Annotated in this window: 13 protein-coding genes; 3 read left to right on the top strand and 10 right to left on the bottom strand. The window is 65.7% G+C overall.

Annotated elements, in window-relative coordinates; genetic code table 11:
* Positions 1–228: 228 nt before the first annotated feature.
* The 3 genes from ABW137_RS00325 to ABW137_RS00315 all read left to right on the top strand — a co-directional run bounded on the left by ABW137_RS00325 (position 229) and on the right by ABW137_RS00315 (position 6,651).
* Positions 229–1,035: a hypothetical protein gene (locus ABW137_RS00325; protein WP_526395755.1), complete on the top strand. Its 807-nt coding sequence runs from the start codon at positions 229–231 to the stop codon at positions 1,033–1,035.
* Positions 1,036–1,062: 27 nt separating this feature from the next.
* Positions 1,063–3,300, top strand: a complete 2,238-nt coding sequence (locus ABW137_RS00320; RefSeq protein WP_526395754.1) for a DUF2272 domain-containing protein — start codon at positions 1,063–1,065, stop codon at positions 3,298–3,300.
* Between the two features lie 222 nt (positions 3,301–3,522).
* Entirely contained in the window at positions 3,523–6,651 is a 3,129-nt protein-coding gene (locus ABW137_RS00315; RefSeq protein WP_526395753.1) for a M15 family metallopeptidase, read from the top strand.
* Between the two features lie 17 nt (positions 6,652–6,668).
* On the opposite strand, the gene ABW137_RS00310 is transcribed toward ABW137_RS00315, so the two are convergent.
* From ABW137_RS00310 to ABW137_RS00265, 10 genes are all read right to left on the bottom strand, one after another.
* The gene (locus ABW137_RS00310; RefSeq protein ID WP_526395752.1) at positions 6,669–7,661 is read right to left on the bottom strand and encodes an acyl-ACP desaturase; all 993 of its coding nucleotides are present in this window, start codon (positions 7,659–7,661) and stop codon (positions 6,669–6,671) included.
* A gap of 110 nt (positions 7,662–7,771) precedes the next feature.
* Positions 7,772–9,205 carry a DUF1254 domain-containing protein gene (locus ABW137_RS00305; RefSeq protein WP_526395764.1) on the bottom strand — a complete coding sequence of 478 codons (1,434 nt, stop codon included), beginning with the start codon at positions 9,203–9,205 and terminating at the stop codon, positions 7,772–7,774.
* A gap of 74 nt (positions 9,206–9,279) precedes the next feature.
* Positions 9,280–10,518 carry a cysteine--1-D-myo-inosityl 2-amino-2-deoxy-alpha-D-glucopyranoside ligase gene (gene mshC / locus ABW137_RS00300; RefSeq protein ID WP_526395751.1) on the bottom strand — a complete coding sequence of 413 codons (1,239 nt, stop codon included), beginning with the start codon at positions 10,516–10,518 and terminating at the stop codon, positions 9,280–9,282.
* Positions 10,519–10,658: 140 nt separating this feature from the next.
* On the bottom strand, positions 10,659–11,387 hold the full coding sequence (locus ABW137_RS00295; RefSeq protein WP_526395750.1) for a 3'(2'),5'-bisphosphate nucleotidase CysQ: 729 nt from the start codon (positions 11,385–11,387) through the stop codon (positions 10,659–10,661).
* A 44-nt stretch (positions 11,388–11,431) separates the two neighbouring features.
* Positions 11,432–12,097, bottom strand: a complete 666-nt coding sequence (locus ABW137_RS00290; protein WP_526395749.1) for a GNAT family N-acetyltransferase — start codon at positions 12,095–12,097, stop codon at positions 11,432–11,434.
* A gap of 51 nt (positions 12,098–12,148) precedes the next feature.
* Positions 12,149–13,012, bottom strand: coding sequence for an Rv2133c family protein (locus ABW137_RS00285; protein WP_526395748.1), 864 nt, complete (start codon positions 13,010–13,012; stop codon positions 12,149–12,151).
* A complete protein-coding gene (locus ABW137_RS00280; protein WP_526395747.1) occupies positions 12,996–13,583 on the bottom strand; it encodes an Rv2134c family protein in 588 nt (195 codons plus the stop codon). The genes ABW137_RS00285 and ABW137_RS00280 overlap by 17 nt, the downstream gene beginning before the upstream one ends.
* 66 nt (positions 13,584–13,649) lie before the next feature.
* Complete coding sequence (locus ABW137_RS00275) at positions 13,650–14,327, bottom strand: histidine phosphatase family protein (protein ID WP_526395746.1); 678 nt, start codon at positions 14,325–14,327, stop codon at positions 13,650–13,652.
* 25 nt (positions 14,328–14,352) lie between these two features.
* Complete coding sequence (locus tag ABW137_RS00270) at positions 14,353–15,183, bottom strand: undecaprenyl-diphosphate phosphatase (protein WP_526395763.1); 831 nt, start codon at positions 15,181–15,183, stop codon at positions 14,353–14,355.
* Positions 15,184–15,262: 79 nt separating this feature from the next.
* Positions 15,263–15,574: a hypothetical protein gene (locus ABW137_RS00265; protein ID WP_526395745.1), complete on the bottom strand. Its 312-nt coding sequence runs from the start codon at positions 15,572–15,574 to the stop codon at positions 15,263–15,265.
* Positions 15,575–15,576: the final 2 nt, after the last annotated feature.

Below are 15,576 nucleotides of genomic sequence, written 5' to 3'. Positions count from 1 at the left end.
CAGGAATCGGGCTGGCTCGGTGAAGGATCCGATTGGGGTGCCGAGGCACCGAACTGGGAGGAAGACGGACCCGGTTACGAAGAAGCCTATGAGGAGGCCGATTGGCCCAGCGAGGCCCCCGATGACGTCATGCAGTCGAGGACCGGCACGGTCCTGATATCGGACTACCCGCGTTACGCCACCAGCGTCACGGACCTCGACCCACAGATGGTGGCGAGTGTTCGCTCGGTGGCCAACGCGATCGTCGGAGCGTTGGCGACCAATCATCACGTCAACGTGGTTGTCGAGGGCTTCGCCGACTTCGACGCCAAGGGAAGAGATTTCGAGCAACAGGTCAGCATCGATCGGGCGATCAGCGCGCGTACGTTCCTGATCGACGAGGTCCATCGGCGAGCGCAGGCGACAGGACTGTCGCAGTCGGCCCTGAGACGCCTCTCGACCCAGAGTGCGGCGTTCGGATCACGACGGCCAAGCGTCCGCTACCCACGTGCCGAGGATGAACGGCGGCAAAACCGTCGTGTGCACATCGTCTGGAACGTCACCCCGGTGCCTCCCCAGAAGGTGCCTCCCTTCGAGGAGATCGTGAAGCGCGCTGAGCGCGCCATAGAAAACGTCCAGAAGCCAGGGCCCAGACGTCGTTTAAGCTGTCTTCTCACAAAGTTGAAGGACTCCCGAGTGGCCGACGGCTACTTCTCCTATGACGCGCTCAAGATGTTTCCTGGTAGCGCGGGATGGCCCGCGATGACGCCAGACCAATTCGATCAGATGGTGCAGTCGACCACCGTGCACGCACGTCACCAGATTCAGTCGATCGCTCTGGCTGCGCGGAACGAGGCCGACATGGCGACACAGTTGGAAACCCTCGACGACAACATAGGTAGGAATATCTTCAACTTCCAGCAGCAGATGGTGGGAGACAGCACGACTGGGGTTCTGATACGCACGTTCAACGCGACGATCGGCCGGTTGCAGAGCGATCCCAATTCCATCCTTTCCTGCTATTCGGTGTACTCGCGCGTGCGCCACGACCAATAGGCGGCTTCGGAAGGGGATGCGATCGCGATGAGCGCCACCGACTCACGATGTTTCATGCCGATTGGTGAGAACGTCCCTGCTCGTGAGCACGACGAGGCCGCACCCGTTGCCTGCGGATTACCTGATCACCCGAGGGCGGCGAGCAGGACGGGATCGGCGCTCGCCGCCGCGATCGCCCATACGGCGGAGCGCGAGTACCAACGCTGGCGGCCGTCAACGACCACGTCGCTCGCGGAGACGGATCCAGCGGCCACGCCGATCCTGCGGGACTACTACCGCACCGGCATCGGGATGGACGTATCGGAGCAACAGTTGCAGAACAAGGGCTTTCAGAAGAGTCACCCGTGGAGTTCGGTGTTCGTCTCTTGGGTGATGAAGACCGCAGGCGCCGGCGACGCATTCATCTATTCACCCGCGCACCAGAGCTACATCCGAGCCGCGCACCGCAACCGGCTGGCGCGCGACACGACCAACCCGTTCTGGGCCTTCAGGCCGACCGAGATCGACCCGCAGGTGGGTGATGTCGTGTGCCGCGCGCGTGACGGAAGCGGTGCAACGTTCGAAAACATCGCCCATCCGAGATCGCGGAAAGTGCACTGCGACATCGTGACCGCCGTGCTGCCCGGCAAGGTCCGCGTGGTCGGCGGCAACGTGGGTCAGAGCGTCGGTGCGAAGACCCTCCGCACGCGTCCCGATGGCAGGCTGTGCCTGGACGACGCGCAATCGGGATACTTCGCAATCATTCGCTGTAACGATGCGGCTGGCTCGGTATCGGGCGAAATCGACGGAGCCGAGGACCAAGGACTCCTCGCGCAACTGGTCGAGACCGGGCTGGCGGCCGCCGACGAGGCTGTCTCGCTGATCGAAGCTCCCGCAGACGTCGCGCTCGAAGAGTTCGGCGGATCGGAGCACAAGAGCCTCGGCGACGTTGCCTCGCGTGGCATGACGACCGCGATCACGTACGGTTCGCCACCTCGTTCTCTCTCGTTCGGAGACGTCGTTGCGTTGGCAGGTGACTACTTCGGTGACTTCTACGAATTGATGGAGGTTGCAAGGAGCCCCGACGGTCGAACAGAGCTCGACTACGCGCGATGGCATTGTCTGGGGTTGAAGGGAAGGGTGCCCATGCCCGCTGCGAAGACGGCGGAGAAGCCCATTCGACAACGAGTCATCAACAGGTACTTCAGGCTGGCCAGCCGCAACCTGTCACACTTCAACGCAGGCGGCATCGCGCTTCCGACGTATGTCAAGGCGCACGCGGATGCACTGGTCGACGCGTTGGACGCCGGTCGGTCCCGTGACGGGTCGGTCTGGCAACGGGCCTTGGCGAAGGAGGCGTTCGCCGATCACTACCTCACGGACATGTTCGCCGCAGGCCATGTTCGCACCGAACGCGCTGCCATCAAGCAGTGGTACGAGACTCACATGCCTGGCAACACCGATGCCCTCGTCGAATACCTGGCCCGGTTCATAGAGCAGCGGGTTCCCGGCCAACGGGGCGTGCTCCCCAAGACCGTGTGGTACGTCGGCTGGGTCAAGGCGACCGTGCTGGGCACGGAAGTGCTTGCCAATAGCGTCAAGAAGATGGGCGGCGAGGCAATCAACGCCTTCGCTCTCGGCGACATCGTGAGCCTGGCGATACACGACTACGACAACAAGGGACTCGACGTCGTCTCGGCGACGGACGCCCGCGGCCAGCAAGTAGCAGGCGGATATCGATGGACGGCCGTGGGCGACGGCCATCTTGGCGTCGATGCCAAACCGGGAACGCGACGTCCAGAGGCGGTCACGACTGCGGAGATGGCCACCGCTGCAATCGTGGCCTCCTTGCAGGACCTCGAGAGAGTCCGCGAGATCGGCCGGACGCTCGGCGGCAGGGCGCTGACATCGCCAGAGAAGGCTCGCGCGATCAGGAATGGCGTCAACACCCCCTTCGGGGCGACTCGACTGATCCCTCATGAGGACAGGTCATCCCACCGCAACGTGGTACTGGGGATCTCCACGTCGAAAGCCTCCCCGCTGGACTGGCGGTGGGGACGTCTCGGCAAGGTCGCCTACCAGGCCGTCGATGACACGGTGCGCGTTCGGATTGCCAGTGAACTCAAGGGGATGATCGATGATATCGACGACGCGGTAGTAGATCGCCATCTAGGCGTCGACATCAAGGTCACCGGCCTCAAGACTGCGCTCGCCGCATTCACAAAACATCTTCAGGCAACGGGGGTCACAGCGATGGAACAAGCCGTCGGCAGACCCGCCCGCTGAGACCCATTGGAGGGTGACTCAATGACCGTATCCGAACATCAAGCAGCGGTTGACTGCTCGCACCCTCGCGAGGTCACCGAAGCCGAAGGGGTCACCGGTGGGCCATTGGGCTCTCGACCGCCAATCCGCTCGACCACCGCGCTACGCAACGCCTGGCGCGAATACCGCTGTGCGACAAACCGCATGGTCCAAATGCGAATCTTCGGCAGATGGAACACACCCGTGAATCCGAAGACGGTCGATGCGTGGCGCGCGCTCGAATCCACCTTGACCGCAACCGGATACGACGTTCATCGGGCATGGGTGTACGTCTGCCGCAACATCGCGGGGGAAAAGGCAGCATCCCTGCATGCGTACGGATTGGCTATCGACATCGACCATGCGGGTCCTCGGTGCAACGTCAATAACCCGACGCCGGATCGACGCAAGGTGCGCTTCTCCACGGGGTCCACCAAGTCAGAACGCTGTCGTGACGTCCAGCGCGGTGCGGCCGACACCGCCTTCACTGTTGAGCAGGTGGCCGCCGTCGAAGCCATTCGGACCATCGATGGCCACCAAGTCTTCGCCTGGGGGGGCCGCTGGCCCACCACCAAGGACACCATGCACTTCCAGATCAACGTCACCCCAGCCGAATTGGCGAGAGGGATCGCTGCCGAGACCGTAGGCAAGGTCGGCGCCACTCGTATCGCTGCGCCCACTTTGGAGCTGTCTGAGTCCGTTGGCAGTCTCGGGACGACCCACCTCGTCACGTTCACCGCACGGACACTTCCGTTGCGCGTGTCCGTCTTGGTCACCAAGGCCGCGCAGCGAGCCAGTCGAGTGGAAGTACTGCTGTTTGCCCACGGGCTCGATGTCTGCGGCCCGCTCCTCAAACCGCGTCCGCAGACGTTCGTCACTGGGCGCCCGCTCGAACTCGGCGCGGTGGCAGAGGCATCGGGACGGCCGATCGTCTTGATCGTTCCGTTCCTCGACTGGGAGAACCTCAACAAGAACAAGATGGCATTCGGCAACAAATGGCACAAGCTGGGCAAGCCGGAGAACTTCAACGGCGTCGTGGCCGAGGCTCTTGAGCGCGTGGGTGCACCAACGATCGAGCGACTGATTCTGGCCGGCCACTCGCGAGCGTTCGGCGTGTTCGACGCCCTCGCTCGGGCGCACGCGAACCCGGAAATGGTCACCGGCGCCCTTGGCAGGCTCTCCCACGTCTGGGCGCTCGATAGCACCTACACCTCGCCCGTCGCCGATTGGGCATCCTGGCTTCAATCCCGTAGCGAGTTGCGAGCCACGGTGATCTACCGCTACGCGACCTACTTCTCGGAAAAGGCCCAGAAGACGGTGTCCTTGCCGACGGGCATCCACGGTGCGAGATTCCGCCCACTGACGTCGACCAGTGGCGGGCGGCTCACCGTATCCCCTGTTGCCGCAAGCAGCGTCAGTCATTGCGCAATCCCGAGCAAGTATCTGCCAGGCCTGCTCGCTGCCTTGCCCGCTCCGTCCGCGAGCGACGAGCGGGAAGCAATCCACGGCGAGTGGTTCGACGAGCCCCGCACAGAGTCTGATTACGCCCTCGCGTCGAATGGTCTGACTGCGGCCGAATTCAAAGCCGTCCAGATCACGAGCACACTCGAGACAGGCACACGCGGCGGATTTCATGGACTGAGTGGCAACTTCGACGGATACGGCATCTCGTTCGGATTGGTCAATTGGAACATTGGCACGGGAAGCCTGCAGCCATTGTTGCGCGATTTCGCCGCCAATGAACCCGCCCGTTGGCGGGCAGTCTTCGGATCGAATGCCTCATCCTTTGCCGCACTCATCGCTCCAACGGGAGCCAACGCCGTGCGGGGCCAGTTGCGTTACGCCATCGAGCACATGAACACGCGACGCATCGTCAAGGGGAAGACGGTGTGGTCGGTCAATGAGCCCTGGGTCACCTACTTCAAGCGGCTCTCCGAGGACTCTGCATTCCAAGCCATCCAGGTGCAGTTCGTGCGCAAGCTGTTGGACCGTGCCCGACACTACTGCGAGTACTTCGGCCTCAAGAGCGAAATGTCTTTCACGTTCATGTTCGACGCTGTTTCGAGCCACGGCCCATGGTGGCTTGAGAAGAAGTGGAAGAACGGCGGCCAGAAACGACGTGAACTTCTGCGCCCTCGACTGGTGGCGATGGAGGGCAAGTACGGCAAGGGCAACATTCCCGAAGACTCGGTGCTCCTGGCGATCGCCGACGTACTCGCCGAGACGTCCAGCGAGCGATGGCGCGACAACGTGAAGCGCCGCAAGTACTGGTTCGTCACGGGCAAGCATCCGCGTGCCGCGGAGCTCCACGGACTAACGCCGAGACCTGATGTGGCGTATCAGAATTCGGTGCGGATCGCCGATGAGTCTCCCCCACTCGACTCCAGCGTCCAGCGGGTGCCAGCAGCAGTCGCCGCCCGGTCGAACTTGGTCGGTGCCGCCCATCGGCAGGCGGTCAGTGCTGGCTCCGATGCCGATCGCCGCGCCATCGCCTCGACCCTACGGGCCAACGGCACGGATGCGAAGAGGTGGTTCGAGGCCATGGTCCCCGACGCTACATTTCTTGGCCGGCCGATCCGGGCGAGCGGCGGTGACGTTCCCGGAGTACACCGCGCGCTATTCGAGGTACTTAAACGCGCCGAGCGCGCCCTGCTGCAGACCCATTCCGGCCGAACCGCCCACCAACTAGGACAACAGTTTGGCATCTACGACATCGCCGGACTGCGGCCCCCGAAGAAGGCGACCGGCGGGTCGCTCCCGAGCTATCACTGTTTCGGTCTGGCCATCGACATCAATCACGACACCAATCCCTTCGTCGGAAACATGAAACCGGCCCCGTCGTCACCGCGCGCAGCGGAGTTCAGCGCTAATCGCTCGCCTCGCGTCATCGCGCGGGCACTTTGGCTCCTTCACGGCGAACACTTCGACATCGAAGGAAAGGCGCTTGCAGACCACCTTCAGAACTCAGGGGCCGCCAAGGCTTGGGACCTTCACCACCGCGCGTCGAATGCGCTGGCGGAGTACCTGCAGCTGGCCGATGATCTGGGCGGAACACTATTGCGGGATCTGGTGGCAACCGCGCAGTCACGCGGAGCAAAGGAAGACCTCGAGTGGTGGAAGCGTCGCATCAACACCGACCGCTCGGTGCTGAAGTACTGGGACTTCCCAAAGCACCAGCATCCGCAGAAGACCGGATACATGGATCTCCCCCGTGAGCTCGTCACCGCGCTGTCAGACGCGGGCCTGCTGTGGGGTGGGATGTATCGTTCGGCGAAGGACATCATGCACTTCGATCTTCGGGATGGACCCATTCGGTACCGGCCCCCAAAGTGACGATGTAACGAACGAACTCAGCCAACCAAGAGCCGCGCCGCCGCCCGCTCCGCCTTGGCCGCACCACGTTCGAGGTAGCGCTGCTTGGAGTCCTCGAACTTGACGGCCTCGCTCTCCATGTGCGCGATGAACACCGGGAGCTCGTCGCGCAGCCGCACACCATCCCCGGTGAAGTCGTCGCGCTCGAAGATCCGCCAGTACCTCAGCACGGGCAGGATCACCTCGTCGAGGTGTTGTCGAAGGTCGTAGATGCCGCCGACGGCGATCTTGACGGCATTGCGGCGGAAATTGGGGATGGCGAAGCCGGGCATTTGGAAGCTGGACAGGATCCGGCAGATCGAGTGGATCGCCTGGTCGGGCGCGATGTCGAGGGCCGCTGCTCCCACGCCCCGGTAGAAGATCATGTGCAGGTTCTCGTCGGCGGAGACTCGCTTGAGCAGCTGGTCGGCGATCGGCTCGTCGCAGGCCTTGCCGGTGTTCCGGTGCGAGACGCGAGTAGCGAGCTCCTGAAACGTGACGTAGACGAGCGCATCCAGCATCGACTCTGGGCCGACCGTGCCCTGGCCTTGCCTTCCGGGACTGAAACCCGCCGTGACCTGCGCCATCCTGGCCTGCTCCAGCTCGAAGGGGTCGACGGCTCTGGTCACGACCAGGTAGTCGCGCATCGCGATGCCGTGCCTGCTCTCCTCCACCGTCCACCGGTTCACCCAGGCCCCCCAGGCGTCGTCGATGCCGAAGTGCTCGGCGATCGCGCGGTGATACGACGGCAGGTTGTCCTCGGTGAGCAGGTTGGTGATCATCGCCACCCTGGCCAGATCGGAGAGGTTCGACTGCTCGACGTTCCACTCGGGGCCATCGGGGCCATCGGGGCAGTAGTCGGTGCCCACCGACCACGGCACGTAGTCGTGCGGATTCCAGTTCTTCGTCGTCGCCAGGTGCTGGTTGAGCCCGGCCTCGGCCACGGGTTCGAGCTCACCGATGAGCTCGAGTTCGGTCAGTTCCCTTGCCATGTTCCGCCGTCCGCGTCACGTGGTCGTGATCGCTACGCGACCGCTGGAGAACCGCGCTGAATCGTCGGCCCACGGTACGGCAGCCGCGGCACGAAATCGGGGAGGCTGGGCTACGCCTTCTCCGGTTGCGGGGCCTTCCAGGTTCCGTTGAGCGCGTCCGGCTTTGGCCAGTACAACCGGAGAATCACCTGGAACGGCCCCTTCGGGGCGGGTAGCCAGTTGGGTTCGCGGTTGGCGCCGGGTGGCTGGTTCTGCAAGTACAGCGTGTATCCGCCGTCCACGTCGGGCACCAACTCGCGGAGCATCGGGGAGTTGATGAGGTAGCGGTTGATCGGGTTGGCGACCAGAAGGCTCTGCGGCAGTTCGTACATCGTCAGCGACCAGAAGGCGTTGACGGGCGGCAACTGGTCCTTGGCGAAGTGGTAGACATACGAATTCGTACCGGTCAGCGGCTCACCCGTGGCGTCGAACGCGGTCCCGGGATAGATGGCCTCCGCCGCGGTATTGCCATAGATGCCGAACACGGCTCCGGCCATCCGGTAGAGGTAGTTGCCCTTGAGATCGGCTGCGGTGCCGAAGAATTGGGCCGAGCCGACCTTGCCGGTGTCGATCTGGTCCTTCTTGAGGGCATCCAGTTCAGCCCAAGCATCGGCCATGCCTCCTTCGATCGCGGTGCGCATCTCGGGGCTCAGCTCGTCGGCGTCGAACGATCCACCGGGCCCGATTCCGATGGTCGCGAACCTGGCGTAGAGCTCCTTTTCGGCGGGAGGCGTCGGGGCGAATTGCAGGGCGAAGTTCAGGATCTCGAAGAACTGCGGCGACGTGCGCTCCTGATCTCTGCTCAGCGGAGGAACGAAGTCGATCGCGGCGGCGGGCGGCGGCGCGGGCTGGTTGAGGTACACCGACAGCGGCGCGACCTGGTAGCCATCCTGGATCTTCTTCACGTTGTCTAGATCCGACGGCCCCAGCAGTTGCGTGCGGTACAGCACCAGCGCCAGATCCGTGTCGCTGCGGATCACGCCGTCGATGCCCTCGGGCTTGTCACCCTTCCAGTTCGGCCCCGCGAGCAGGTACTTGCCGCCGCCGTTACCCGTCGTCCTGCTGCCCACGTAGTCGATGTTGTAGGTGAAGAGATCGATGAACTGCAGCGAGTAGTACCGGTCCTGCTCGATCGGCGGCACCGTAAGCACCAGCGGTTCGGCCCGCAGGTCGGCGCCGACGGCCGAGTACGGCGTGTCCGAGTTCGGTGTCTGGATCGTGGTGTCGGCGGGCGTGAAAACCCTTGCCGTGTTGTGGATCTGGTTCCAGCCGCCCTTGTACTCGGGGTCGTCTCTGTTGACGAAGTAGGAGTACATCACCCGGTAGTCGTCGACGATCGGGAAGCCGTAGACGTAGGCCTCCTTGGCAATCGCCCTGGCGTCTTGGGGGTTGACGGCGGTCGGAGGCGGCGGCGCAGGCGATGAGCTGGTGGCCTGCGGTTCCTCGGTCTTGGCGCACCCGGTCAGTGCCAGCAGCACGACGACGACGACGGCGAGTCGACGCATCACTTCTCCACTCGTGAACCTCACCAGCGGAAAGGTACTCCACCGCGCGACCCAATCGGCGCCGACGCGCGGTGCTAGAGCTGGACTCCGAGCAAGGCGTCGACGGCTGCGGCCACGGTGCGCGGCGCATCGGCGTACTGACCGCCGTAGGAGAGCGCATCGGCGCTCCATCCATCAAGGGCAGCAAGCGCTTTCGGAGTGTCCAGATCATCGGCGAGGTACTGGCGGACCCGGCCGATCACGTCCGTCGCGTCGGGACCTGCGGGCAGCGCCGTGGCGGCCCGCCACCGCACCAGCCGGGCCTGCGCGTCGGCGAGCACCACGTCGCTCCAGGACCGATCGGCTCGATAGTGGCCCGCAAGTAGGCCAAGCCGGATCGCCGAGGGTTCCACGCCGTCGGCCCGCAGCCGAGAGATCAGAACCAGGTTTCCGCGGCTCTTGCTCATCTTGTGCCCGTCCCAGCCGATCATGCCTGCGTGCACGTAATGCCTGGCGAACCGCCGCTCTCCGGTGGCGGCCTCGGCATGCGCGGCCGAGAACTCGTGATGCGGGAAGATCAGATCGCTGCCACCGCCCTGAACGTCGAGGCCGATGCCGATGCGATCCAGCGCGATCGCGGAGCACTCGACGTGCCAGCCCGGCCGCCCCGGCCCGAACGGCGACGGCCAGCTGGGCTCGCCGGGACGCTCGGCCCGCCACAGCAGGGCGTCCAGCTCGTCGCCCTTGCCCGCCCTTTCTGGATCGCCGCCGCGCTCGCCGAACAGGCGCAGCATGGTCTGCCTGTCGTAGCCCGACTCGTAGCCGAACTGGACCGTGGCATCGGCGCGAAAGTAGACGTCGGGGTACTGCGCGTCGTCGACGACGTAGGCCGCACCCGCCGCCAACAGCTTCTCGACCAGTTCCACGACCTCGGTGATGGCGTCGGTGGCCGCCACGTAGTCGTGCGGCGGAAGCACCCGCAGCGCCGCCATGTCCTCACGGAACAGCTGAATCTCCCTGGCACCCAGGTCGCGCCAGTCGATGCCGTCGCGCTCGGCCCGCTCGAACAGCGGGTCGTCGACGTCGGTGATGTTCTGCACGTAGTGCACCTTGCGGCCGGAATCCAGCCACGATCGATACACCAGGTCGAAGGTCAGATAGGTGGCCGCATGCCCGAGGTGGGTGGCGTCGTACGGCGTGATGCCACAGACGTACATCGAGGCCGTGTCGCCGGGCGCCACCGGGCGCACCTGGCGGTCAGCACTGTCATAGAGCCGCAACTGAGGGCCACGGCCCGGGAGTTCCGGAACGTTCGGCGCCGGCCACGATTGCATGGCTCCGACTCTAGGGAAGATTCCCTCCTCCTCGCGTGCGGGGTGGTATGTGATCAGGATGGCCCCCTGCCTGGGTCTCAACGGGTGCGGCACTCGCACTGATGCGACAACGGCGGACGCCAATCCATTCCCGGTATCGGTCAGAAGACCGACCGGATCGCGTCCAGCAGGGTGGGAGCCAGCTCGGACCTGCACATCACGAAGTCGGGCAGGTACGGATCGCGGCGGTTGTACAACAGAGGCGAGCCGTCCAGGCGCGACGCGTGCAGGCCCGCCGCCATCACCACGCCGGCCGGTGCGGCCGAGTCCCACTCCCACTGTCCCCCCGCATGGACGTACGCATCGACGTCACCGCGGACCACCGCCATCGCCTTGGCACCGGCCGACCCGATGCCGACCAATTCGACGTCGAGCATGTCCTGAAGCCACCACACCACCGTCGGCGGCCGGTGTCTGCTGGTGGCGATGCGGATCGGCCCGTCGCGGCGGGCGGGCGGCGCGCTGACGGTGTCGGTGCGGTACACCTCTCCGACGGCGGGTAGGCCGACCACCGCGTCGGTGATGGAGCCCTCTTGGCCGCCGGTCCGCTGCCACAGGGCGATGTGTACCGCCCAGTCGACCCGGCCTGGCATGGAGAACTCCCTAGTGCCGTCGACGGGATCGACGATCCACACGCGGTCGGCGCGCAGCCGCGACAGATCGTCGGCCGCCTCCTCGGACAAGATGGCGTCCCCGGGCCGGTGGCGGTGCAGGCGGTCCAGAATCAGCGTGTTGGCGCGTCGGTCGCCGGCGTCGCCCAGATCGTAGTAGCTGGCGAAGCCGATCTCCTCGCGCAGCGCGACCAGGAACTCACCGGCCTCTGCGGCCACGTCCGCGGCCAGCGCCGCATCGGTCCGTTCGGCGGTAATGGGCGCTACCTGGGCGTGGCGCCGGGCGCACGCACGACCATGGGGACCGCGGGGAAGTACGAGGCCATCTCCGAGCGGCACCTGCGCAGCGCCGCGGTGCCGAACCCACGATGCCGGTGCTCGGGGTGGATCCAGATCCGGACGTTGACCTCGCCTCCGACCAGCTCGCCGAAGACCATCCCGACCTTGGCCGATCCCTCCTCCGCAACGAACCAGACGGCCTCCTCCGCCGCCACGCGGGCCAGAGCGGCGTTGATCTCGTCGTCCAGGCTGCCTGCCGGCGCCCCCGATCCGTCACCCGTGGCCTTGACGTCGGACGTTCTCGCGGCGAACAGGTCGCGGTCGGTGTCGGCGGCGAAGAGGCGGAGCTCGAGGCTCTCACCCGAGCTGGCAGGCCGCTCGCCGAGAGTGAACGTGAGTTGTTTGTTCAGGTCCTCGAGCTCCTCGGCGATCCGGCGGCGGGAATCCCTAGTGAGCTGGTCGAACGAAATGGCCATCACTGCCTCACCGCCCAGCTGAGAGGTGCCAAGCAGCGTGGAGATGGCAGCGACGGCGGCCGCCTTGTCGCCGGCCTCGACGATCACGTCGAGCACCTCGTGGCGGCGGTCGAGCGCCTTCTGCAGGGCGTCGGTGATCTCCCGACGGGCGGCGGCGTGATCGTGATCAGTCATGACGACGAGCGTAGAACACCGAGGCCGCAACGTCCCCGGGCAGCGGTCCGTTCAGAACGCCGGCCACGGGATGGGCCGACGCCTGTCCGGTTGCGGCATGACCGGATTGTCAAGCAGGCCGACGACTCTGGCGTACAACGCGTCGATCTCGCGGCCGATCAGGTGGGGGCGCAGCACGTGCTCGAAGTCACCGAGCAGCGCGTCGCGCAACCCGGCAATGGCGCGCAGCGCGTCGTCGTCGACCGGCTTGCCCGCCCACCCCCATAGCACCGTGCGCAATTTGTCCTCACTGTGCAGGCTCACGCCGTGGTCGACGCCGTACACCTCGCCGTCCACCCCTGCCAGGATGTGACCGCCCTTGCGGTCGGCATTGTTGATGAGCACGTCGAAGACGGCCATCCTGCGCAGTCGGGCGTCGTCGGCATGCACCAGCGTGACCTCGTCACCCGCGTAGTCGTAGGCCTGCAGGATGGGCAGGAACCCCGGCGGGACGTGGCCCCTCGGCAGCAGATCGACCAGGTCGGGGCCCGAGTATTGGTCGGCGTCCCCGCCGTCACCGTCGTCGAGTGCGTCGCCGGGCTGATCCACCCACCGCTGCACCATGCCCCGGCCCGCAGGCCCGTCCCGAATGACGGTGTACGGCACGACGTTCCACCCCAGCGCGTCCGACACCAGGTAGGCGCCGAGTTCGCGGCCCGCGAGCGTGCCGTCGGGAAAGTCCCACAGCGGGGCCTCACCGGCAACTGGCTTGTACACGCAGTGGGCCTGCTGTTCCCCCAGATGGGATTCGCACAGGAACGTGGCGTTGCTCGCCGAGCGGATGCGCCCGATGACGGTCAGCTCGCCATCCCGGATGACCCGGTGCCGTTCCTCCGCGTCTTCACAGGCACCCTTGGGCTCAGGATTCGTCGTCATCGTCGGCTTCCGCCAGCGCGCCGCGCAGGTATCCGTTGGTGCGGACGCAGATGTGACCCTTGGGATCCAGCGGCTCGTCGCACAACGGACACGGCGGCCGCCCCGCCGAGATGACGCGGTTGGAGCGGGAGGCGAACTCACGCGCCGATTCGGGGCTGAGGAACACCCGGACGGCGTCGGGGCCGTCCTCGGCGTCGTCGAGGACCACCGAGGCGTCGAACTCGGTCTCGGACACGGCGAGCAGTTCGACGACGACGGTCTGCGCCTCGGAGTCCCAGCCGAGCCCCATCGTGCCGACGCGGAACTCCGCGTCGACCGGGGTGATCAGGGGGCTGAGATCCTCGACCTCACCGGTCTCCGGCGGGATCGGGGTGCCGAACCGGCGGTTGATCTCCAGGAGCAGCGCGGCGATCCGTTCGGCCAGCACCGCTACCTGTTGCTTTTCGAGCACCACCGAGACGACGCGCTTGTCGTGGACCGCCTGCAGATAGAACGTGCGTGCGCCTGGCTGCCCGACGGTCCCGGCCACGAAGCGGTCGGGTGAGCGAAAGACGTGAATCGAACGGGTCATGACGTCTCCCAAAATACCGGTAGTGCCACCGCATCCGTAATTCGAGCGGCGACGTGGTCAGCGCATTCAGTCTGTGGAACCGCCAACGACCGCGTCTCCCGTTGGTTCGGATTTCGCCAAGAGCGCAGCCGTGAGGGCGGGACCGGTGTGGTTCACGTGCAGGACGAAGGGCCTGGCCGCCGTGTAGCGGATCACGCTCATCGACGAGGGATCGGCCGTGATCCGTTGAAAACTGTCCAAATGGGTGCCCAGTGCATCGGCCACCACCGATTTGATCACGTCACCGTGCGTGCAGGCTATCCACAACACGTCGCCGCCCGCCTCCTCGGCAAGCCTGCGATCGTGCTCCCGCACCGCTGCCACGGCGCGGGCCTGGACCTCTGCGAGCCCCTCCCCATCGGGGAAGATCGCCGCGCTGGGCTGCTGCTGCACCACCGCCCACAGCGGCTCCTTCACCAGGTCGGCGATCTTGCGACCCGTCCAGGTGCCGTAGTCGACCTCCGAAAGTCGTTCTTCGACAACGGGTTCCAGGCTCAGGGCCTCGGCTAGCGGGGTGACCGTGCTCTGGCAGCGCAGCAACGGCGAACGGACGATCGCCTTGACGGGCAACTCGCCGACGCGGGCGACCAGCGACTCGGCCTGCTCGCGGCCCTTCTCGTCGAGGTCGACCCCCTCGGAGCGGCCCGCCAGGGTGTGGGCGGTGTTGGACGTCGAGCGGCCGTGCCGCAGAAGGATGACGGTCATCGTCGGTCAATCATCGTCGTACCGGTCACTGTGCTTGCAGCACCCCCGTGCCCAGGAGGATCAACACGACCACCCCGAGCACGATGCGGTAGCCGACGAACCAGTACATGCCGTGGCGGACCAGGAACCGCAGGAACCACGCGACCGCGGCGTAGCCGACCACGAACGCGACGATGATCGACACGGTCAGTTGGGGGCCGGTCGCGCTCATGCCCTCGGTGACGGGAGCGAAGGCGTCGGGCAGCGAGAACAGCCCCGACGCCAGCACGGCGGGAATGGCGAGCAGGAAGCCGAACCTGGCCGCGACCTCGCGGGTCTGGCCGAGGAACAGGCCCGCGCTGATCGTGGCACCCGACCGTGACACGCCGGGGACCAGCGCAAGGCACTGCGCGAGTCCGACGATGACGCTGTCCTTCCACGTGAGGCTCTCGACCTTGCGGGTCTGCTTGCCGTAGTACTCGGCGGCGGCGATCACGAACGAGAACACGATCAACGCGATCGCGACGATCCACAGATTGCGCACGCCCGAGCGGATCTGGTCCTTGAACAGCAGTCCGAGCACGCAGATCGGGATGGTGCCGATGATCACCCACCAGCCAAGCCAGTAGTCCGCGCTGCGCCGGGCGGCGTCGCGGAGGCCGCCGAACCAGGCGACGAGAATGCGGCCGATGTCCTTGGCGAAGTAGACGAGCACGGCCGCCTCGGTGCCCAGCTGGGTGACCGCGGTGAACGAGGCTCCCGCGTCGTCGGCGAAGAACAGTCGGGACGCGATGGCGAGATGCCCCGACGAGGACACGGGTAGAAATTCGGTCAGCCCCTGCAGCACCGCCAGCACGATCACCTGTAGCCACGACATGGCCGCCACGTCCATCACGGGACAAGACCGTAACCCAATCCCACCGCATGCTCCGCCCGCCCGTACCGCGCGGTTGCTGTTAGCGAGCCGAGCGTGACACGGGTGAAGCGTCGGCCACCGCGTCGCGGACTGCGGCGGAAAGACTGCGCTCGTCGTCGACGTCGACGTGAGCAAGGCTGCGGCTGGACACGGCGACGAGGTCCTCGGCCTGCGGCACGGGTCCTGCCAACCGCGGCCGGTACACCTCGACCAGCAGCGTTTGCCGCTCCACCCGGAACGAGAAGCTCCTACCGTCCCCGACCAGGCCGAACCCGCTGGCATGCAGACCGGTGGAAATGTCCTCGATCACGAAATCGGAGCCTGACACGTCGCTGTCCGCCGCGAGGGTCATGT

The sequence above is a fragment of the Mycobacterium sp. genome, assembly GCF_040509115.1.
In the GTDB taxonomy this organism is placed as follows: Bacteria; Actinomycetota; Actinomycetes; order Mycobacteriales; family Mycobacteriaceae; genus Mycobacterium.
Note: the sequence above shows the minus strand (reverse complement) of the source record. Positions and strands in the feature narration are given on the sequence as shown.